The sequence below is a fragment of the uncultured Oscillibacter sp. genome, assembly GCF_947654275.1.
Lineage (GTDB): Bacteria > Bacillota > Clostridia > Oscillospirales > Oscillospiraceae > Oscillibacter.
Genome location: NZ_CANTJS010000018.1, coordinates 1 through 17,961 on the forward strand (window position 1 = coordinate 1; position 17,961 = coordinate 17,961).

General features: G+C 63.3%; 20 protein-coding genes and 1 other annotated feature. Of the genes, 10 read left to right on the plus strand and 10 right to left on the minus strand.

Annotated features, from left to right (window positions below; translation table 11 throughout):
- The 3 genes from Q0063_RS06480 to dusB all read right to left on the minus strand — a co-directional run.
- Positions 1-647 (minus strand): anti-sigma factor (locus tag Q0063_RS06480; protein ID WP_297871159.1); only part of this gene is annotated, 647 nt, incomplete at its 3' end.
- Entirely contained in the window at positions 644-1,273 is a 630-nt protein-coding gene (locus Q0063_RS06485; RefSeq protein ID WP_297871160.1) for an RNA polymerase sigma factor, read from the minus strand. The genes Q0063_RS06480 and Q0063_RS06485, both read right to left, overlap by 4 nt.
- Complete coding sequence (gene dusB, locus Q0063_RS06490) at positions 1,267-2,268, minus strand: tRNA dihydrouridine synthase DusB (protein ID WP_297871161.1); 1,002 nt, start codon at positions 2,266-2,268, stop codon at positions 1,267-1,269. Before dusB ends, Q0063_RS06485 begins: the two co-directional genes overlap by 7 nt.
- A 177-nt stretch (positions 2,269-2,445) precedes the next feature.
- On the opposite strand from dusB, the gene Q0063_RS06495 reads away from it, so the two are divergent.
- The 3 genes from Q0063_RS06495 to Q0063_RS06505 all read left to right on the plus strand — a co-directional run bounded on the left by Q0063_RS06495 (position 2,446) and on the right by Q0063_RS06505 (position 5,509).
- Entirely contained in the window at positions 2,446-2,673 is a 228-nt protein-coding gene (locus Q0063_RS06495; protein ID WP_297871162.1) for a hypothetical protein, read from the plus strand.
- Entirely contained in the window at positions 2,652-3,917 is a 1,266-nt protein-coding gene (locus Q0063_RS06500; RefSeq protein WP_297871163.1) for a putative DNA modification/repair radical SAM protein, read from the plus strand. The genes Q0063_RS06495 and Q0063_RS06500 overlap by 22 nt, the downstream gene beginning before the upstream one ends.
- A 701-nt stretch (positions 3,918-4,618) precedes the next feature.
- The gene (locus tag Q0063_RS06505) at positions 4,619-5,509 is read left to right on the plus strand and encodes a TIGR03915 family putative DNA repair protein (protein WP_297871164.1); all 891 of its coding nucleotides are present in this window, start codon (positions 4,619-4,621) and stop codon (positions 5,507-5,509) included.
- Here Q0063_RS06505 and Q0063_RS06510 read toward each other — a convergent pair.
- The 4 genes from Q0063_RS06510 to Q0063_RS06525 form a co-directional block, all read right to left on the minus strand.
- The gene (locus Q0063_RS06510) at positions 5,397-6,101 is read right to left on the minus strand and encodes a sigma-70 family RNA polymerase sigma factor (protein ID WP_297871165.1); all 705 of its coding nucleotides are present in this window, start codon (positions 6,099-6,101) and stop codon (positions 5,397-5,399) included. The two genes, Q0063_RS06505 and Q0063_RS06510, sit on opposite strands and share 113 nt — an antisense overlap.
- Complete coding sequence (gene spoIIAB / locus Q0063_RS06515) at positions 6,098-6,547, minus strand: anti-sigma F factor (RefSeq protein ID WP_297871166.1); 450 nt, start codon at positions 6,545-6,547, stop codon at positions 6,098-6,100. The genes Q0063_RS06510 and spoIIAB overlap by 4 nt, the downstream gene beginning before the upstream one ends.
- Before the next feature lie 20 nt (positions 6,548-6,567).
- Entirely contained in the window at positions 6,568-6,873 is a 306-nt protein-coding gene (locus Q0063_RS06520; protein WP_297871167.1) for an STAS domain-containing protein, read from the minus strand.
- A 752-nt stretch (positions 6,874-7,625) separates the two neighbouring features.
- Entirely contained in the window at positions 7,626-8,069 is a 444-nt protein-coding gene (locus tag Q0063_RS06525; RefSeq protein ID WP_297871214.1) for a nucleoside deaminase, read from the minus strand.
- Between the two features lie 89 nt (positions 8,070-8,158).
- Between Q0063_RS06525 and Q0063_RS06530 the strand changes: the two genes are divergently transcribed.
- The 6 genes from Q0063_RS06530 (at position 8,159) to Q0063_RS06555 (ending at position 11,073) form a co-directional block, all read left to right on the plus strand.
- On the plus strand, positions 8,159-8,431 hold the full coding sequence (locus Q0063_RS06530; protein WP_297871168.1) for a DUF2508 family protein: 273 nt from the start codon (positions 8,159-8,161) through the stop codon (positions 8,429-8,431).
- Entirely contained in the window at positions 8,422-8,685 is a 264-nt protein-coding gene (locus Q0063_RS06535; protein ID WP_297871169.1) for a pro-sigmaK processing inhibitor BofA family protein, read from the plus strand. The genes Q0063_RS06530 and Q0063_RS06535 overlap by 10 nt, the downstream gene beginning before the upstream one ends.
- Positions 8,686-8,962: 277 nt before the next feature.
- Complete coding sequence (gene rplM / locus Q0063_RS06540; protein WP_297871170.1) at positions 8,963-9,394, plus strand: 50S ribosomal protein L13; 432 nt, start codon at positions 8,963-8,965, stop codon at positions 9,392-9,394.
- A 14-nt stretch (positions 9,395-9,408) separates the two neighbouring features.
- Positions 9,409-9,813, plus strand: a complete 405-nt coding sequence (gene rpsI / locus Q0063_RS06545; protein WP_297871171.1) for a 30S ribosomal protein S9 — start codon at positions 9,409-9,411, stop codon at positions 9,811-9,813.
- A gap of 362 nt (positions 9,814-10,175) precedes the next feature.
- Positions 10,176-10,589 carry a hypothetical protein gene (locus Q0063_RS06550; RefSeq protein WP_297871172.1) on the plus strand — a complete coding sequence of 138 codons (414 nt, stop codon included), beginning with the start codon at positions 10,176-10,178 and terminating at the stop codon, positions 10,587-10,589.
- Entirely contained in the window at positions 10,564-11,073 is a 510-nt protein-coding gene (locus tag Q0063_RS06555; RefSeq protein WP_297871173.1) for a hypothetical protein, read from the plus strand. The genes Q0063_RS06550 and Q0063_RS06555 overlap by 26 nt, the downstream gene beginning before the upstream one ends.
- A 71-nt stretch (positions 11,074-11,144) precedes the next feature.
- Here Q0063_RS06555 and Q0063_RS06560 read toward each other — a convergent pair whose 3' ends face one another.
- From Q0063_RS06560 to Q0063_RS06570, 3 genes are all read right to left on the minus strand, one after another.
- Complete coding sequence (locus Q0063_RS06560; RefSeq protein ID WP_297871174.1) at positions 11,145-12,929, minus strand: bifunctional homocysteine S-methyltransferase/methylenetetrahydrofolate reductase; 1,785 nt, start codon at positions 12,927-12,929, stop codon at positions 11,145-11,147.
- Between the two features lie 171 nt (positions 12,930-13,100).
- Positions 13,101-15,485, minus strand: a complete 2,385-nt coding sequence (locus tag Q0063_RS06565; protein ID WP_297871215.1) for a homocysteine S-methyltransferase family protein — start codon at positions 15,483-15,485, stop codon at positions 13,101-13,103.
- Between the two features lie 43 nt (positions 15,486-15,528).
- Positions 15,529-16,194 (minus strand): methionine synthase, encoded by a 666-nt coding sequence (locus Q0063_RS06570; protein WP_297871175.1) that lies wholly within the window; start codon positions 16,192-16,194, stop codon positions 15,529-15,531.
- Between the two features lie 139 nt (positions 16,195-16,333).
- Positions 16,334-16,678, minus strand: a binding site (T-box leader).
- Positions 16,679-17,051: 373 nt separating this feature from the next.
- On the opposite strand from Q0063_RS06570, the gene Q0063_RS06575 reads away from it, so the two are divergent.
- The gene (locus Q0063_RS06575; RefSeq protein ID WP_297871176.1) at positions 17,052-17,915 is read left to right on the plus strand and encodes a transporter substrate-binding domain-containing protein; all 864 of its coding nucleotides are present in this window, start codon (positions 17,052-17,054) and stop codon (positions 17,913-17,915) included.
- The last annotated feature ends 46 nt before the right edge of the window (positions 17,916-17,961 follow it).

Sequence of the window (17,961 nt, forward strand, 5' to 3'; positions counted from 1 at the left end):
GCTGTCCGGTCCGCCGCAGCGGAATCTACCCCGGCAGCCGCCCCCTCTTCTTCGTTTTGCTCTATACTACTATTATATCGTTTACCGCTATTGCTTTGACCGTCTTCATCCGCCGCAAAGCCAGACATCTCCGGCCGCTCCCCGCCGCTTGTGGTACGGGCCTGCACCGGCGATTCCGACGGTTCCGCCGGAGCTGCTTCCATGTCATTCGTGCCGCCTGTTCTCGACTGCGCCTCAGGCGCACCGGCTTCATAAAGCGCCGGAGCCACATCCCCGGCAGGGGCCGCGCCATCGTTTGCATCCTGGGGCACGCCCTGCACCAGCAGCGCCACAGCAAAGCAGGCCGCCAGAGCCGTCAGGGTCCCGGCCCAGCGCCGCCGGCTGTTTTTCCGATCTTTCCGGTCCTTCAGCTCTCCCGCCGCCGCATCTGCCCGGATGCGTTCCATGACGCTCTCAGCGAATCCCTCCGGCACCTCGGTATCTTCCACCCCGGGGAAGGCGGCCCGAATCGCCAAAACGTCGTCCACATAGGACCGGCAGCCGGGACAGGTCTCCAGGTGGCTCCGGACCCGCGTCATTTCCTCCGTTGCCAGTTCCCCGTCCACAAACAGGTCCAGCAAGGCCGCATATTCTTCACAACAGGTCATTTCCGGCCCTCCTCTCCTGTTTTTTGGGGCTTACCTGTTTCTTTAGACGCAGCGGCGGGCAAAAAGTTCCCGTCCTCCAGCAAAAAACCTCTCAGCCGCTTCCGGCCCCGGCTGATGCGGGATTTCACCGTGCCCACATCCAGGTCCAGGGCCTGCGCGATTTCCTCATAGCGCAGCTGCTGAATCTCCCGCAGCACCAGTACCGACCGGTATTCCGGCGGCAGGGCCCGGAGTCCCGCCTCAATCCGCTCTCCCAGCTCCCGGCGCTCCACCGCCTCCTGAGGCGTGGGCGTCGGCGCGGGCAGGTCCAGGTTCAGCTCCTCGTCGTCCAGCGACGCCATGCCCCGCCGCCGCCCCTCCCGGCGCAGCAGGTCCACGCAGGCATTGGACGCCAGGCGATACAGCCATGTTGAAAAGGCGCTGTCCCCCCGAAAGGACCTCAGTCCCTGCCAGGCCGCCAAAAAGGCCTCCTGTGCCGCCTCGGCGGCGTCCTCGGGATTCCCGCACATCCGCAGCGTCAGGGCCAGCACCCGTTTTTCATAGAGCCGCACCAGTTCCCCGAAGGCCTCCTGATCTCCCTGAGCGGCGGCAGCCAGCCATTTTGCCTCCTGAAAATCCTTCAGCACGGTCCCGCCCCTCCCCGTTCCGGGGCGTCTCTCAGGTCCCGGCAGATTCCCCTGGTCACCTGATATACGTCCTCCAGCGTATTCATCTGCACAATCTTCTCCTTATAATACCCGGAATGGGGCACACCCTTGAGATACCAGCAGTAATGCCGCCGGGCCTCCAGCACCGCCGCCCGCTCCCCCTTGTCCGCCGCCGCCAGCTCAATCTGACGGACAGCGGTTTCGCAGCGCTCCGCCAGAGGCGGCAGCGGCGGCATGGGACGGCCCTCCAGCACAGCCCTTGCCTGCCGGAACAGCCAGGGATTCCCAAAACAGCCCCGGCCCACCATGGCCATATCCGCCTTGGTGTGCTGCAAAATCCGGGCGGCATCCTCCGGCTTCCAGATGTCGCCGTTGGCGATCACCGGGACGGACACCGCTTCCTTCACCGCCCGGATGCAGTTCCAGTCCGCCTGACCGCTGTACACCTGAGCCCGGGTCCGCCCGTGGACCGCCACAGCGGAGACACCCGCCTGCTCCAGCACCCGGGCAAACTCCACGCAGTTGCAGCTCCCCATGTCCCAGCCCCGGCGGAACTTCGCTGTCACCGGAACGGACACCGCCTTCACCACGGCCTCCACAATGCGCCCGGCCTTCTCCGGGTCCCGCATCAGCGCCGCGCCGTCGCCGTTGTTCACAATCTTTCCCATCGGACACCCCATATTGAGGTCCAGCACATCCGCCCCGGTATACTCTATGGCAATCTGGGCGGCCTCCGCCATGCAGACCGGGTCGCTTCCAAATATCTGCACCGCGGAGGGGTGCTCCCCCGGAAACTGACGCAGAAGGCCGAAGGTCTTCCTGTCGTGATAACACAGCGCCTTGGAGGAAATCAGTTCCGTACAGGTATAGTCCGCCCCCTGCTCGGAGCAGATCTGCCGGAACGCGGCGTCGGTAACGCCGGCCATGGGGGCCAGCGCCAGCCTTCCGGAAATCTCTACCGTTCCTATCTTCATCGCCGGTCTCCTTTACATCATTCTCTGTCGTGGATTCCATCATAACACGCTTTTTTGAAAAAGTCCAACCTCTTGACCCTCAAAGAAAAAATCCCAGCCCTCTTGACAAGAACGGTTGTTCGATTTATAATGACAATCGAACAAAGTTTCTATATCCTTTCAAAGGAGGTCCCTCTCATGACCGGCTGGACACTTTTTCTGACTATGGTAGGCATCGCGTTTCTCACCGCGCAGCTCTTCCGCGTCATCGACGTCATCGAGCGCCCCTCCCGCGCCACCCACCACATGGCGGCCCGCCGGCGGGGGATTCTCCGCCTGTCTCCGGCGGCACTGAAAACCGCCGAAGCCCTTTGGAATCATTGGAATCAGTGGAGGTCGGAGCGATGGACGTTCTGGAAAAGCTGACCATTCTCACCGACGCCGCCAAATATGACGCCGCCTGTACCTCCAGCGGCGGCGCCCGGACCGCAAAAAAGGGCATGATCGGCAACACCTCCACCTCCATGGCGGGCTGCTGCCACACCTTTTCCGCCGACGGGCGCTGTGTCACTCTGCTGAAGGTCCTGATGACCAACCGGTGTGTGTACGACTGCAAATACTGCGTCAACCGCCGGAGCAACGAGGCGAAGCGGGCCGCCTTCACCCCCGAGGAGCTGGCGGACCTGACCATCAATTTCTACCGGCGGAATTATATCGAAGGTCTGTTTCTCTCCTCCGGGGTCTACCGCAGTCCCGACTACACCACGGAGCTGATGATCCGCACCCTCCGTCTCCTGCGGGAAGGCTGGCGCTTCAATGGATACATTCACGCCAAGGCCATCCCCGGCACGTCGCCGGAGCTGGTGGAGCAGCTGGGCTTTCTGGCGGACCGTCTCAGCGTCAATATCGAGCTGCCCTCCGAGGCGGGTCTGAAGACCCTGGCCCCGGACAAGACAAAGGGGGCCATCCTGGCCCCCATGCGGCAGATTCAGACCCGAAACCGGCAGAGCCGGGAAGAGCTGGTAAAATACCGCCACGCCCCCCGCTTCGCCCCGGCGGGCCAGAGCACCCAGCTGATTGTCGGGGCCACCGCCGACAGCGATTTCCACATCCTCCGGCTGACCCAGGCCCTCTATGACCGGTACAGCCTCAAACGCGTGTTCTATTCTGCCTATGTTCCGGTGACGGAACACGCCCTGCTGCCCGCCAGAGACGTCAAGCCGCCTCTGCTGCGGGAACACCGGCTCTATCAGGCGGACTGGCTGCTGCGCTTCTATGGCTTCCGGGCAGACGAACTGCTGGACGAGGCCCACCGGGACTTTGACACACGGGTAGACCCCAAATGCAGCTGGGCCCTGGCCCACCTGGAGCAGTTTCCCATTGAGGTCAACCGTGCGGACTACGAAAGCCTGCTGCGGGTCCCCGGCATCGGCCTCACCTCCGCCCGGCGCATCCTCAGCGCCCGGCGGACGGGCCCTCTCCATGTTGACAGCCTGAAAAAACTGGGCGTCGTCATGAAGCGGGCCCAGTATTTCCTGACAGCCTCCGGCCAGATGGCGGAGGGCGTCCGCTTCACTCCCGACAGTCTGCTTCGGGCGCTGGCCGCTGCCGAGAAGCCCCTGCCGTCGGAGGCCATGGAGCAGCTGTCCCTGTTTGACACCCCGGCCTGAAACCCGAAAAATCCCTCCCCGCTCCGGCGGCTGTCCCATACGGGGAGTATCCCATTTAGAAATTTTATGCAGGGGCCCGTCTCCCGGGAGCCTGCAGCTTCCGAAAACGGGACAGCGCCTGCCCCCTGCGCCTCATCCTCCTGATGAAACGCGTGAACGGACACGCCCTCCCATGGGCCCGCCCCTGCTTCCGCCGGTCCCGGCGCAGAAAGGATCCCCATGAAAAAACAGGCTCATTTTCCTTTTTTTCCTTCTTTTCCTTACTTTCCGCTTCTGAGCTCCCCCCGGCTCCGGGACGCAGCCCATCCCGCCGCCGGACCGGAGCATCCCGGCAGGCACAGCCCCTCCGGCAGAAGCGCCCGGCGGAACAGAACCGCCGAAGCTGAGGGGCTTCCAAAGGGGCCCCTGATTCAAAGTGCGGCACAGAACGCCGCCCAAAGCTCCGCCGGTTTCCCGGGCCTCCCGGGTCGTCTCCGGCGCATCCCCAGCGGCCCGGCGGACCCGTGCCGCCGGACCGGGGTCCCCTATGGAGACGAAGCGCAGTTTCCGTCCTGCCGAGCCACGCGGAAGGGAGCCCCTGCCTCCGACGCGCCGCCGGAGTCCGCCTGTGGATTTCCGCAGGCTCCGGGCACGGAGCGCCCGAACCGGCACGCCTTCCGCAAACCGGGCCGCCCCGCCGCGCCCCCGCCGGAGAGATAGCCATGGAAGCAGTCTATTGCTATGACGGCAGTTTCCAGGGCTTTCTCTCCTGCATCTTCGACATCTACCGGTATAAAGAAATCCCCGCCGCTTTTTTCTGCGGCGAGGATGCGGAACCGTCCCTGTTTCCCGTCCGGACGGTTGAAACCAACCCCGCCCACAGCGCCCGCGTGCTGCGCAGGGTGTCCGCCCTGTCCCCCGAGGCGGCAGTGCTGCTGCGGCGGGGACTGCTGACCTGTCTGCCGGAAAAGGAGCTGCACCTGTACCGCCTGACGGCCAAGCTCCTGGAGGAGGGCCCGGCCTTTCTCCGGAACCGCTCCGACGAAACCCTCTACCCGGTCATCCGCGCCGTCCAGCATCTGAACGGCGAGGTCCATCTTCTAAAGGGCTTTGTCCGCTTCTCGGAGATGGGAGGCGTATTGGGCGGGGAAATCCAGCCGAAGAACCGGGTTCTGCCGGTGCTGGGCGGCCACTTCCAGGCCCGGATGCACAACGAGACCTTTTTCCTCTACGACCGCACCCACAAAGAAGCCCTGTTTTACGCCGGCGGTCAAGCGGTCATCCGGCCCCTGGCGGATTTCCAAATGGCCCCGCCGGACGAGACGGAAGCCCGTTACCGCCTTCTCTGGAAGCGGTTTTATGACACAATAGCCATTCGGGAGCGGGAAAATCCCCGTCTCCGCATGTCCAACATGCCTAAGCGCTATTGGGGGACCATGACGGAGTTCCAGCAGGCCGATTATTTCCGGCCCGTCCGGACCCCCTCCGCGCCGCCGGCTCTCAGGGCTCAAAGCTCTCCCGCAGCCGTTGGAGCCCCCGGCGTTCCAGCCTGGAAACCTGCACCTGAGAAACCCCCAGCACACGGGCCGTCCGCTCCTGCGTCAGACCCTTGAAATAACGGAGCAGAATCGTCATCCGCTCCTTCTCCGGCAGCTGGTCGATGGCCTCCCGGAGGGCGATCCGCTCCACCATGCCCTCCTCCGGAGCCACGGAGCCCAGAGTCCCCTCCAGCGTCAGGCCGTCCGCCGTCTCCTGCTGGAGGGATTCCGGGGCGTCTGTGGCCAGGTCCGTCTGGGCGATCTCCTCCGGCTCCAGGCCTGTGGCCTCCGACAGCTCCGAAAGCGCCGGTTCCCGGCCCAGCTCATGCCGCAGCCGCTCCCGGGCGCTGTACAGGGTCTGCGCCCGCTCCCGGATGCCCCGGCCCACCTTCAGCGCCCCGTCATCCCGGAGAAACCGGCGGATTTCCCCGGCGATTTTGGGCACGGCGTAGGTGGAAAAGCAGGTGCCATATTCAAAGTCGAAGCCCTGCACCGCTTTCAGAAAGCCCAAACAGCCCAGCTGATACAGGTCGTCCGGCTCCACTCCCCGGCCATAGTACCTCCGGACCACGCTCCAGATCAGGCCGTTGTTTTCAATCACCGCCTGCTCGCAGGCCTCCCGGTCTCCCTGTTGGGCCGCCCGCAGCAGCTCCAGCGCGGCGCTCATTTCACCGTTTTCAGCCGGGGCGTCAGCCGCTTCCGCATTGCCACCGTTGTTCCCCGGCCCAGACTGGACCGCACCGTGACCCGGTCCATAAAGCTCTCCATAATGGTAAATCCCATGCCGCTGCGCTCCTCTCCCCCGGTGGTAAACATGGGCTGCCGGGCCTTCTCCACATCCGGAATGCCCCGGCCATGGTCCCGTACCGTCAGCTCCAGCACGTTGTCCGGCCAAATCCGGAGCTTCACCACCACCTGTCCCACCGTGTCCGGATAACCGTGGACGATGGCGTTGGTCACCGCCTCGCTGACGGCGGTTTTGATGTCCTCCAGCTCGTTGAGCGTGGGGTCCATCTGGGCGGCGAAGCAGGCTGCGGCGGAGCGGATAAAGCTCTCGTTGCAGCTCCGGCTCAGAAAGGCCATGGTCACCTCGTTGACCGCTTTTGTCCTCATTATGTAAACCTCCTTACCTGTTACTTGATGGTTACCAGCCGGCTGATTCCGGCGGCATCCAAAACCCGCCGGGCCTGGGCGGGCACATTCCGCACCAGCAGGCCGCCGTCCAGCAGGCGCATCCGCTGTTGAGCCCGCAGAATCAGGGCTATCCCGGAGCTGTCCATAAAGGTCACGCCCCCCAGGTCCAACACCAGATGATGGGGCAGAGCCGCGTCCACCGCCAGCTCCAGCTCCCGCAGGGCGCTCCGGGCCCCCTGGTGGTCCAGCTCTCCGCTCAGCTCCAGCAGCAGATTCCGGTCCACGGTTTTCGTCTGGATTTCCATGCTTTTACCCTCCATGCCTTTCCCTATTGAATCATATAATTATGTAATCATGTAGTCACGTAGTCATAAGAATTTTAATACCGCCTGTCTCAAAAGGCCTCCGCCGGGGGCCTGTCCCTGTTTTGTGCGTCTGTGATATGGCCGGCCAAAGCAGGCAAAAGCGCTTTCAGCCGGCGGGTGCGTGAGGCCCGGGCGGTCCGGCCCAGGGGCCCCCGCATGGGGCCCGCCGCACCGTTTCACGGCGTTGTTCTATACAAAATCCAATGAATTTTGTTCAGCTGTGCTGACGGTATCATAGCACGTCCGCCGCCTGCTTTCTGTCGAAATCCATAGGATGTCCATAAAATCAGAGGCGGACCCCCGCCTCCTTCCGCCGGCATCCCTCCAAGGCGCCGGAGTCCGGCACGCCCGGAAACTCAGAACCCGTATTCATAGCCGGGGGATGCCGGATGGGCGAGGAATTTTCCCGTCAGACAAGTAAATCTTTCGCGCCCGCAGCCATACTGACGGATTGCAAGGGAAACCGACGCAGTATGGTGGAAAAAAGACCGGCCGGACGGCGTGCAATGGTTATGAATACAGGTTCCCAGAAACAGGGCAGGGGCCGGTCTTGCGACCGGCCCCTGCCCTGTTTGGAAGATTGGATGAAAAGAAGTTTTGTCTCTTGCAGATTCTACAATACAGGGAAGTTGTTAAGGAAACCAGCCTCAGTTGTTACAAAAGTCTTAAATCTCATTGGTTATCCCCGAATTTTATGTCAACCTTCTGTTCTGCCGGATGTCCCTGAAAAATTCCGACAGCACCTGCCGGCATTCCTCCTCCAGGATGCCGCCCACCAGGGCCGGACAGTGAGGGAAATCCTCCATAAACAGGTTCATCACCCCTCCGCAGGCGCCAAAGGCTGGGTCTCGCGCACCGTACCAGACCCGTTTGATCCGGGCGTTCAAAATGGCCCCGGCGCACATGGGACAGGGCTCCAGCGTCACATAGAGCTCACAGTCCTCCAGCCGCCAGGAGCCCAGGGTCCCGTTGGCCTGGGCAATGGCCTCCATTTCAGCGTGGGAGGCGGCGAAACGGGTCTCCTCCCGCCGGTTTCGGCCCCGGCCAACCACCTCGTCCCCCCGGACGACGACGCAGCCCACGGGGATTTCCCCCGACCGTCCGGCCTCTTCGGCCAGGGCAAGGGCCTGTCTCATAAAATCTTCCCGCACAAGACAACCTCCTGTTTGAAAACTGGAATATTTGTCCAAACTTGCCATACATCTATAGCAGGAGGGACAACGCCATGAAAAGCACGCCTTTTTCCAAAATTTATAAGAAGTCCAGACCCGACCCGGAGCTGACCGCCCTTCACGACGAGCTGCGTCTGGCGCAGGGGGAGCTGGCTCTGGCCTACCGCCAGTTTGACCAGGCTGTGGACCCGGAGCTGGTGGAATCCTGCGTCTATCAGATCAACGCCGTCAAGGCACGCTGCAACTATCTGATCCGGGCCATCAAGGAGCGGAGCCCCGAAACGCTGGCTGCCGCCGCACTGGAGGGAAACGCCGCATGGATTTGAACCAGAAAATCATTGCCGGCCTGCTGGCGGGCTTCTTCCTCATTGCCCTGCTGCGGGTATTCAGCACGCCGCTGAAGCTGGCGCTGAAGCTGCTGCTGAATACCCTGCTGGGGTTTCTGGCGCTCTGGGCGGTCAACCTGACGGCGGCGTTCACCGGCGTCACCCTGGGTCTGAACCTGTGGAACGCCCTGATTATCGGGATCCTGGGCCTGCCGGGCTTTGTGCTTTTGCTGCTGGTCCGCTGGGTTATTTAGGGATACATACCGTCCTCTCATTAGAAAGCACCGGCGCACGGAGCGGGAAACCGCTCCGCTTTTTTATTCAGAAAACGAAAATGAAATCCAGCATTCAAGAGATTTCCGCAGAAAACAGGAGTTATCCCGAGTTTTTATGGGGATAACTGTTTTTTGTGTTGACAGGCCCGGGCCCGTGTGGTATAAATAACCTTGCTGTGATTGTAACCCGAACCCCGCACTTTGTAAAGCGGAAGCATACCATCACTCTATAATTAAAATCTACGGAGGAAAGACCATGTCCACTTTTATGGCAAATAAGGCCAACATTGAGCGCAAGTGGTACATCCTGGACGCCGCCGGCAAGCCCCTGGGCAAAACCGCCGTCCGGGCCGCGGACCTGCTGCGCGGCAAAACCAAGCCCACCTTTACGCCCCACGCCGACTGCGGAGACAATGTCATCATCATCAACGCCGGCAAAGCCGTTCTCACCGGGAAAAAGGGTGTTCAGAAGATTTACCGCACCCACTCCGGATGGGTGGGCGGTCTCAAGGAAACCCCTTACCGCATCCTGATGCAGGAGAAGCCCGAGGTTGCCATGCGGGTCGCCGTCCGCGGCATGATGCCCAAGAACACCGTGGCCAAGGACTCCCTGAAGCGGCTGCACATCTACGCCGGCGCCGAGTATGAGCAGCACGCTCAGAAGCCCATCGCCCTGGACGCCGAATAAGGAGGAAAAAGCGTATGTATCAGTCTAAGAAGCCCTATCTGTACGGCACCGGCCGCCGGAAGTCCTCCGTGGCCCGGGTGCACCTGTTCCCCAACGGCACCGGTTCCATCACCATCAATGGCCGGGATATCGACGAGTATTTCGGTCTGGAGACCCTGAAAATGGTAGTCCGTCAGCCCCTGGAGGCCACCGGCTGCACCGGCAAGATGGACATTGTCGCCACCGTTTCCGGCGGCGGCGTCTCCGGCCAGGCCGGCGCTCTGCGCCACGGCATTGCCCGCGCCCTGCTGCTGGCCAGCGAGGATAACCGCCCCATTCTGAAGAAGGCCGGCTTCCTCACCCGCGATCCCCGTATGAAGGAGCGCAAGAAGTACGGTCTCAAGGCCGCCCGCCGGGCTCCTCAGTTCTCCAAGCGCTGATTTTTTCCGCAAAACCCCGGAGCCGCAACGGTTCCGGGGTTTTTCCCCGGGCTGGAAGCCGAAAACAGCGGAAACCCCGGCTGTTCAGACAGGATTTCATGGTTTTCAATACAAATACAGCGCTTTTCTTCGCCCACAGGTGTGGAACGCGGAATCGGGTGTGAAGCCCGGCGAGCCGGTCACTGTGATCTCTCCCCTCAGGAGAGCAAGTCAGACACGCGGAAGAAAGCGGCAGCCTTTGCCGGAGCCGAAGGCGCGCGAATCGACCGGAGCGGAATCCGCCTCCGTCTTTTAAGCGCGCCCTTGACCGGGGCGCGCTTTTTTGCCGCCGAATGTCCATTCAATCATCAGGAGGAAACCCTATGAATCACCCTAATGCCTCAAAGCAGCCGCCGCAGCTCCGGACCGCCGCCGTCCTGGTCTGCGTCCTGGCGCTGGCCCTGTTCGCCCTTTGGCGCTTCACCCGCCCCGAACCGGCGGAGGGCGTCAAAACCGTGACGGTGGAGGTCGTCCACAGCGACGGCACCCAGGCGGAATTCACCTATCAGACGGACCTTGCCTATCTGGGGGAGCTGCTGACCCGGGAGGGCCTGATTTCCGGCAGCGACAGCGCCTATGGCCTGTTTGTAGACACTGTGGACGGCGAGACGGCGGACTATGCCGCGGACGGCGGCTGGTGGCGGCTGACTTGCGGCGGCGAGGACGCGGAGACCGGCGCGGACAGTGTGCCGCTGGAGGACGGAGGCGTCTATGGCTGGGTCTACACCACCGGCTGAGCGTCCGGTCCTCTTCGGGCTGCTGGGAGCGATGATGTTCTCCCTGAAAATGGCCATGGCCCAGCTGCCCAACATCGAGCCTGTCTCCCTGCTGGTGATGCTGCTGGCGGCTTGCTTCGGCTGGCGGGGGCTGTGGGCCGTGTATCTGTACATATTTCTGGAATTCATGGTCTGGGGACCGGGGCTCTGGAACATCTCCTATCTCTATATCTGGCTCCTGCTCTTCGCCGCCGCCCGGTGTCTGCGGCACATGGAAGCCCCTCTTGGCTGGGCCCTGCTCTCCGGCTGCTTCGGCCTGCTGTTCGGCGGGCTGTGTGCGCCGGTATACTGGGCGGCAGGCGGCTGGGCCGCCGCCCTGAGCTGGTGGACAGCCGGAATCCCCATGGACCTGCTCCACGGGGCGGGAAACTTCGCCCTGGCCCTGGTCCTGTTCCAGCCTCTGCGCCGTCTTCTGGAGCGGCTGAGCCGCCGGCATCAGACATAACCAAAAAGACCGAAGAAGCCCGCCGCTTCTCCGGTCTTTATCTGTTGGCTGAGGCTGTTTTAAAACAGGCTCTAGGGTCTGATGACTTCCCGCAAAATGCGCTTCATCAGCGCCACCCGCTTAAAGGGCGTCATGAGATACAGTCCGTCGGTATAGGGGGCGATTTCTCCGGCAATTTCCGTGGAAATCCGAACCGCCAGGTCCTCCGCCTCCTCCCGTTCCTTATCCTCATAGAGCGCCACAATCTCATTGCAGATGCGCATTCCGGCAATCTCGTTTTTCAGGAAGCAGGCGTTGCGGTGGCTGACCACCGGATAAATGCCCCCCAAAATGCTGCCCTTCAGCTCCCGCCGGGCCCGTTTCAGATTCTCCAGCGCCTCGGCGGACAAAACCGGCTGGGTCAGGAATCCGGAGACGCCCGCCGCCTCCTTTTCCTGAGCCGTCCGGAGCTGGGCGTCAAAATTCCGGGCATTGAGATTCAGCGCGCCGAAAATCCGGAAGGGCGTCCGCAGGGCGGACTCGTTGAGGCTGCTGACATAGCGGATCAGCTTCCGGGAATTGAAGTTGAACACGCTTTTCACCTCGCTGCGGTCCTCCGCTGGGATGGGGTCCCCGGTGACCAGCAGAACATTATGGACGCCCTCGATGGACAGTCCCAGCAGCAGGGCCTTGGTGGCGTTCAGGTTCCGGTCCCGGCAGGTCATATGGGGCAGGGGCTCCATGCCCAGCTCCCGTTTGACCTTGCAGGCCAGCAGGCAGCTGTCCGCCCGGGGCCGGCCGATGGGGCAGTCCGCAATGGTCACGGCGTCGGCCCCCGCGTCGCGCAGAGCCCGGACGCCCTCCTCAAAAAAACCGATCTCATCGTCCACCGGCGGGTCCAGCTCCACCGCCGTCACCCTCTTCCCGGCGTCCAACTTGGCCGCCAGGGAGTTCTCCCGGGGCAGGGGCCTGGGCTCCGGCGGCTTGACGGGCCGGGGCGCATAGGTAATCCGGGGCGGCGCAGCCAGAGCCGCCGCGGCTTTGGCGATGTGAGCGGGGGTGGTGCCGCAGCAGCCGCCGATGATGGCAGCGCCGGCGTGGGCAATCTGGGCCAGCTTCTGGCCGAAGTACTCCGGCGCTTCCTCGAACACCGTCCGGCGGTCAATGACGGTGGGATAACCGGCGTTGGGCATCACCGAGAGGGTAATCCCCTCCAGGTCCAGCTTCCGGATGTACTCCAGCAGATGCTTGGGGCCGGACACGCAGTTGAAGCCCACGGCGTCCACATCCGCCAGGGCCGCCGTGTTCCGCAGCAGCGCCTTTCCGGAACAGCCCTCACGGGTGATGCCGTCGAAGTTCACCGCGTAGGAGACAATCAGGAAAGACTCGGGGCTTCGCTCCTTCAGATACCGGGCAAACTCCGCCACGCCCTCGTCGGAGATCAGCGTCTCCAGCAGAAAACAGCGGATGCCCTGGGCCAGGAACAGGTCCGCCTGACGGCGGTAGTTCTCCACCCGGCTCAGCTCCCGGCCCGCCGGAGCGGAACCGATGTCCGCGAACACATGCGCCCCATAGGGCTCCGCCGCCTCCAGCGCCAGACGGGAGGCCGCTTCGATCATCCGGGCCGCCCGGTCCGTCTGCCCGTCGGCCATATCCGCCCCCACGGTGAAGGTATTGGTCTTGATGCAGCGGCAGCCCGCCTCCAGATAGGCACGGTGAATGGCGGCGATCTCCCCGGGCCGGGTCAGGCTGGCCGTCTCGCAGCGCTCATCCATCCGCCCCGGCAGGGACGCAAAATAGGTCCCCATGCCGCCGTCAAACAGCAGCGGCTTGTTTGCGCTTTTTTGCTGCTCCAGCTCTTTGCGGATGTCCTTCATTGTCCCGGCACCTCTCTCCTGCCGTCAGCCACCGGCGGCTTGTTTGCGCTTTTTTGCTGCTCCAGCTCTTTGCGGATGTCCTTCATTGTCCCGGCACCTCTCTCCTGCCGTCAGTCACCGGCGGCTTGTTTGCGTTCTCAAGCTGCTCCAGCTCCCTGCGGATTTCCTTCATCATCCCAGCACCTCTTTTGCGATTTCCACCGACTGCCGGGCGTCCCTGGCATAATAGTCCGCTCCGATGCGCCCGGCGTAGTCCGGCGTTACCACCGCGCCGCCCACAAACACCACCGGCGGCTCCGGCAGGGCTTTCAGCTGCCGCACCGTCTCCTCCATGGCGGGAAGGGTGGTGGTCATCAGGGCGGACAGGCCCACCAGACGCACCCTCCGGCGCTCCGCCGCCTCCACCACGGTCTCCGGAGGCACGTCCCGGCCCAGGTCCAGCACCTCATAGCCATAGTTTTCCAGCACGGTTTTCACGATGTTCTTTCCGATGTCGTGGATGTCCCCCTGGACGGTGGCAACGATCAGCGTCCCCTTTTTCACCGGCGCGCCGCCCTTGGCGGCTATGGAGCTCCGGATGACCTCGAATACCGCCTGGGCCGCCTGGGCGGCGCTGAGGAGCTGGGGCAGGAACACCGTGCCCTTCTCATAGCCGTCTCCCACCCGGTCCAGGGCGGGAATCAGGTGGGCCTCCACAAGGCTCAGCTCGTCCGCCTCACCGGAGGCGAGGGCCTCCCGGGCCAGACGGCCGGCGTCGGCCTTCAGTCCCTTCAAAATGGCGGACTCCAGGCTCTTGCCCCCCTCTCCGGCAGAGGACGGGGCCGGCGCTCCGGAGGAAACAACCTCCGTCCGCACCGTCACGCCGGCGAAGCGCTCGATATAATCCCGGCACTGGGAATCCTCGCCGGAGAGCACCCGGAAGGCGCTGACGGCGTCCAGCATCTCCCTCTGATTGGGATTGATAATGGGCAGGGTCAGCCCCGCCCCCAGGGCCTGGGTCAGGAAGCTCCGGGTAATCAGAGGCCGGTTGGGAAGGCCGAAGGAGATGTTGGACACCCCCAGCAGGGTTTGAAGCCCCAATTCCTCCCGGACGGCCCGCACCGCCTTCAATGTCTCCTGCGCCTGGTCCTGCTGGGCGGAGATGGTGAGGGTCAGGCAGTCAATCCACACGTCTTCCCTGGGGATGCCGTAGGCCAGGGCCGCGTCCAGAATGCGCCGGGCAATGGCCACCCGGCCCTCCGCCGTCTGGGGAATGCCCTGCTTGTCCATGGTCAGGCCCACCACGGCGGCGCCGTACTTCTTCACAATGGGCAGAACCCGTTCCAGCACCTCGGGCTCACCGTTGACAGAGTTGACCGACGCCTTGCCGCAGTACACCCGCAGGCCCGCCTCCAGGGCGTCGGGGTTGGACGAGTCCAGCTGGAGGGGCACGGACACGGCGCTTTGCAGCTTTTTCACCACCTGGGGCAGCATGGCCGCCTCATCCACGCCGGGGAATCCCACGTTCACATCCAGAATGTGGGCCCCGGCCTCCTCCTGTTCCACAGCCACATCCAGAATATAGTCCAGATCATTTTCCAGCAGGGCCTGCTGAAAGCGCTTTTTCCCGGTGGGGTTGACCCGCTCGCCCACCACCCGCACCCCGTCGATGGTCAGGGGGCACACCGGCGTGCAGAGGAAGCTGCCCCCGGCGTACCGGCGGGGGGCGGCCCTTCGCCCGGTCAGGGCTTCCTTCAGCCGGCGGATATAGTCCGGCGAGGTGCCGCAGCAGCCGCCGACGATGGAGGCCCCCGCCTCCACACAGGCCAGCATCGCCTGAACAAAATCCTCCGGCCCCATGTCATAGCGGCCGTCCACCGGGTCCGGCAGTCCGGCGTTGGGCTTGGCAATCACCGGCAGGCGGGTGTTCTCACAGACCTCCCGCAGCAGGGGCGCCAGCTTATCCGGTCCCAGAGAGCAGTTCAGGCCCACGGCGTCGGCCCCCAGGCCCTCCAGGGTCCGGGCCATGGACACCGCCGTGCATCCGGTGAAGGTCCTGCCGGTCTCGTCAAAGGACATGGTGACAAATACCGGCAGAGAGCTGCATTCCTTTGCCGCCAGCAGCGCCGCCCGGGCCTCCTGCAGGTCCGTCATGGTCTCAATGACGATGAGATCCGCTCCCGCCGCTGTGCCCGCGGCAATCATCTCCCGAAACAGCTCACAGGCCCGCTCAAAGGGCAGGCTCCCCATGGGCTCCAACAGCTCCCCCAGGGGCCCCACATCCAGAGCCGTCAGGGTCCCCGTGTCCCCCGCCGCCTCCCGGGCGATGGCTACGGCGGCGGAGACCACAGACGCCGTATCCGCCCCGGCCCGGGCCAGCTTCAGGCTGTTGGCCCCGAAGGTATTGGTGTAGACCACCCGGCTCCCGGCGTCGATGTAATCCCGGTGGACAGAGCGGATCAGCTCCGGATTGGTCAGGTTCAGCAGCTCAGGGACGCCCCCCGGCGTCAGCCCCTTCTGCTGGAGCACCGTGCCCATGCCGCCGTCCAGCAGAAGGAAGGACGTTTGGGCAAGCATCTCCTTCAGGCAGGCTTTCCCGCTCTCCCCCTGGGGACGGGTCTCAATTCTCTGTTCCACAGCGTATTCCTCCCTTTCTCAATTGACAGGTCTCCCGCATTTGGCAGTACGCACAGCCCCGGATTCGGGCCGCCTGGGGCCGCTCCGACAGACCGATCACCGCCGTGACGGTTTTGACGGGGTTCATCAAAAGACTCTCCGAAACGTGGACGCCCAGCCGCCGGCCGGCGTCCAGCGCGGCGCAGATGTCCGGCTGGAGCGTCAGGGGCAGATCTCCATAGCCGGGGCTGAACCGGTCCGTCAAAAACAGCTCCGGAAACCGGGCGGCAATCTCCGCCTCCGCCGCATCGCAGCCCGCCTCTGCCAGAGCGCTGCCGCAGGCGTCCCAAAGGGCGGCCTCCGCCATGTCTCTGGCCTGGAGGGCCAGCAGCTTCAAATCAAACCGGGCTCCCAGGGTACAGGCCAGCAGCGCCGCCTGGCGGCAGTCCGCCAGCATCCGGGCGGCGGTGCTCCCGGTGAGCAGCACGCCGGTCCCCGCCAGCAGGAATCCCTCCTCCCGGCGCTCCAGACCGCAGACCCGGTAGGTATAGCGGGGCTGGACCAGACCGGCCAGGGCCTCTCCGGCCTCACCGGCCCGCCGCCGCAGGTCCTCCGGCGGCTCCGGTATCCCCAGATAGCGCAGGGCCTCGTCAGCATCAGGCCTCAGCATATCTCTTCCCCCTTACAATTTAATGTCGCCTGTCCCGGCAAAGGGCCAGGGCTCCAATCACTTCTTCCGAAAACGGCAGCCCCGGCAGTCCATGAAAATCAGCGGGCCGCCAGAAGCCAAAAAAAACGCCTTCTGTAAAACAGAAGACGAGCGTCAAACCCGTGGTACCACTTCTTTTCGTCCCGCCGTCCCGGCAGGGCCTCTCCCGGATCTCCTGTGCTCCTCCCTGTGCTTCGCGCCCTCAGCTTCCGAGGCACAGACCGGAAAAACGCGAAACAAAAAAACACAAAAACAAAAAAGCACAAAAAATCCTCCGCTGTAACGGGCGGTCCCGTCGCGCCCTGACCTCCCGCCGCGCAGGCGGAACCGCTGGGGCGCGCCGCTCCGGAGCCATGTTCCCCCGGCTCCGTTCCCGCCTCCTTTCCAGCTTCCGGAGGCTCTCTGTGGGTGAAAACCAGGGTACTCTTTCCTTCATAGCGCTTCACAAAGCCGTATTATAGAACAGCTCTCCCCCAAATGTCAACTGTGAAATCGAAGGAGGCCATGAAAAGCGGCCCGCGTTTTGCAGCGGAAGAGACGCCCCGGAAGCTCCCTCCGGGCGCCAATCTGTATATTCATTTTAATATTCATTTCTCGTTGGTGGATTTCCACAATAAACCGGTGTTTGTTCCGCTTTATACCCGTCATTTTTGGTTTTCCCGAGAAAAAAGGCAAATAATTATTCACTTTTTCCTGGAAAAGTATTGACAAAGCGGAACGGTCGTGGTAAGGTATCCGCAAGCTTGAAGAGGAAATCCTTTCCTCTTCCACAGCGTGCCGAATCTAAAAAAATCTGATTGGAAAAGGAAGTTTTGAAGATGAAAAAGTTTCTGACCTGCCTGCTGGCGCTGGCAATGGTCCTCTCCCTGGCCGCCTGCGGCGGCAAGGACAGCGGCTCCGGCAATGATGCCGGGACCACGCCTCCCGCCTCCTCCGACGCCGGTTCCGGCGATGCCGCCGGGGATTCCGGCAGCGCCTCCTTCACCACCGTGGAAGAGGGCAAACTCCATATGTCCACCAACGCCGCCTTCCCTCCCTATGAGATGACCACCGACGCCGGCGGCTTCGAGGGCATCGACGTGGAGGTGGCGGACGCCATCGCCAGGAAGCTGGGATTGGAATTGGTGGTGGACGACATGGGCTTTGACGCGGCCCTCACCGCCGTCCAGACCGGACAGAGCGACATCGCCATGGCGGGCATCACCGTCACAGACGACCGGCTGGAGGTCATGGATTTCTCCGACAGCTACGCCACCGGCGTTCAGGTGGTCATCGTCCAAAAGGACTCCCCTGCCGTCCAGTCCATTGACGACCTGGCCAGCGCCGCGATGATCGGCACTCAGAAGGCCACCACCGGTTATATCTACTGCTCCGACTCCCCGGAGAACGGCGGCTACGGCGAGGACCATGTCACCGCCTACGATACCGGCGCCCTGGCGGTCATGGCCCTGGTCAACGGCCAGGTGGACGCGGTGGTCATCGACAACGAGCCCGCCAAGGCTTTTGTGGCGGAGAATCCCAGCCTGGAGATTCTGGACACCGAGTTCGCCGTGGAGGACTACGCCATCGGCTTTGCCAAGGGCAACACCGCCCTGCTGGAGGCCGTCAACGCCGCCATGGCCGAGCTGAAAGCTGACGGCACCTTCCAGGACATCGTGGACAAGTATATCGTCGCTGAATAAGCTACTCCCTGAGAAGGGCGGCCTTCCAGGCCGCCCTTTTTTCCCG

Coding starts and splice junctions, on each gene's coding strand:
- dusB (WP_297871161.1), bottom strand. CDS start 2,268: ATGAAGATAGGAACGGTAGAGATTTCCGGAAGGCTGGCGCTGGCCCCC.
- Q0063_RS06495 (WP_297871162.1), top strand. CDS start 2,446: ATGACCGGCTGGACACTTTTTCTGACTATGGTAGGCATCGCGTTTCTC.
- Q0063_RS06500 (WP_297871163.1), top strand. CDS start 2,652: ATGGACGTTCTGGAAAAGCTGACCATTCTCACCGACGCCGCCAAATAT.
- Q0063_RS06505 (WP_297871164.1), top strand. CDS start 4,619: ATGGAAGCAGTCTATTGCTATGACGGCAGTTTCCAGGGCTTTCTCTCC.
- Q0063_RS06510 (WP_297871165.1), bottom strand. CDS start 6,101: ATGAGCGCCGCGCTGGAGCTGCTGCGGGCGGCCCAACAGGGAGACCGG.
- spoIIAB (WP_297871166.1), bottom strand. CDS start 6,547: ATGAGGACAAAAGCGGTCAACGAGGTGACCATGGCCTTTCTGAGCCGG.
- Q0063_RS06520 (WP_297871167.1), bottom strand. CDS start 6,873: ATGGAAATCCAGACGAAAACCGTGGACCGGAATCTGCTGCTGGAGCTG.
- Q0063_RS06525 (WP_297871214.1), bottom strand. CDS start 8,069: ATGAGACAGGCCCTTGCCCTGGCCGAAGAGGCCGGACGGTCGGGGGAA.
- Q0063_RS06530 (WP_297871168.1), top strand. CDS start 8,159: ATGAAAAGCACGCCTTTTTCCAAAATTTATAAGAAGTCCAGACCCGAC.
- Q0063_RS06535 (WP_297871169.1), top strand. CDS start 8,422: ATGGATTTGAACCAGAAAATCATTGCCGGCCTGCTGGCGGGCTTCTTC.
- rplM (WP_297871170.1), top strand. CDS start 8,963: ATGTCCACTTTTATGGCAAATAAGGCCAACATTGAGCGCAAGTGGTAC.
- rpsI (WP_297871171.1), top strand. CDS start 9,409: ATGTATCAGTCTAAGAAGCCCTATCTGTACGGCACCGGCCGCCGGAAG.
- Q0063_RS06550 (WP_297871172.1), top strand. CDS start 10,176: ATGAATCACCCTAATGCCTCAAAGCAGCCGCCGCAGCTCCGGACCGCC.
- Q0063_RS06555 (WP_297871173.1), top strand. CDS start 10,564: ATGGCTGGGTCTACACCACCGGCTGAGCGTCCGGTCCTCTTCGGGCTG.
- Q0063_RS06560 (WP_297871174.1), bottom strand. CDS start 12,929: ATGAAGGACATCCGCAAAGAGCTGGAGCAGCAAAAAAGCGCAAACAAG.
- Q0063_RS06565 (WP_297871215.1), bottom strand. CDS start 15,485: ATGCTTGCCCAAACGTCCTTCCTTCTGCTGGACGGCGGCATGGGCACG.
- Q0063_RS06570 (WP_297871175.1), bottom strand. CDS start 16,194: ATGCTGAGGCCTGATGCTGACGAGGCCCTGCGCTATCTGGGGATACCG.
- Q0063_RS06575 (WP_297871176.1), top strand. CDS start 17,052: ATGAAAAAGTTTCTGACCTGCCTGCTGGCGCTGGCAATGGTCCTCTCC.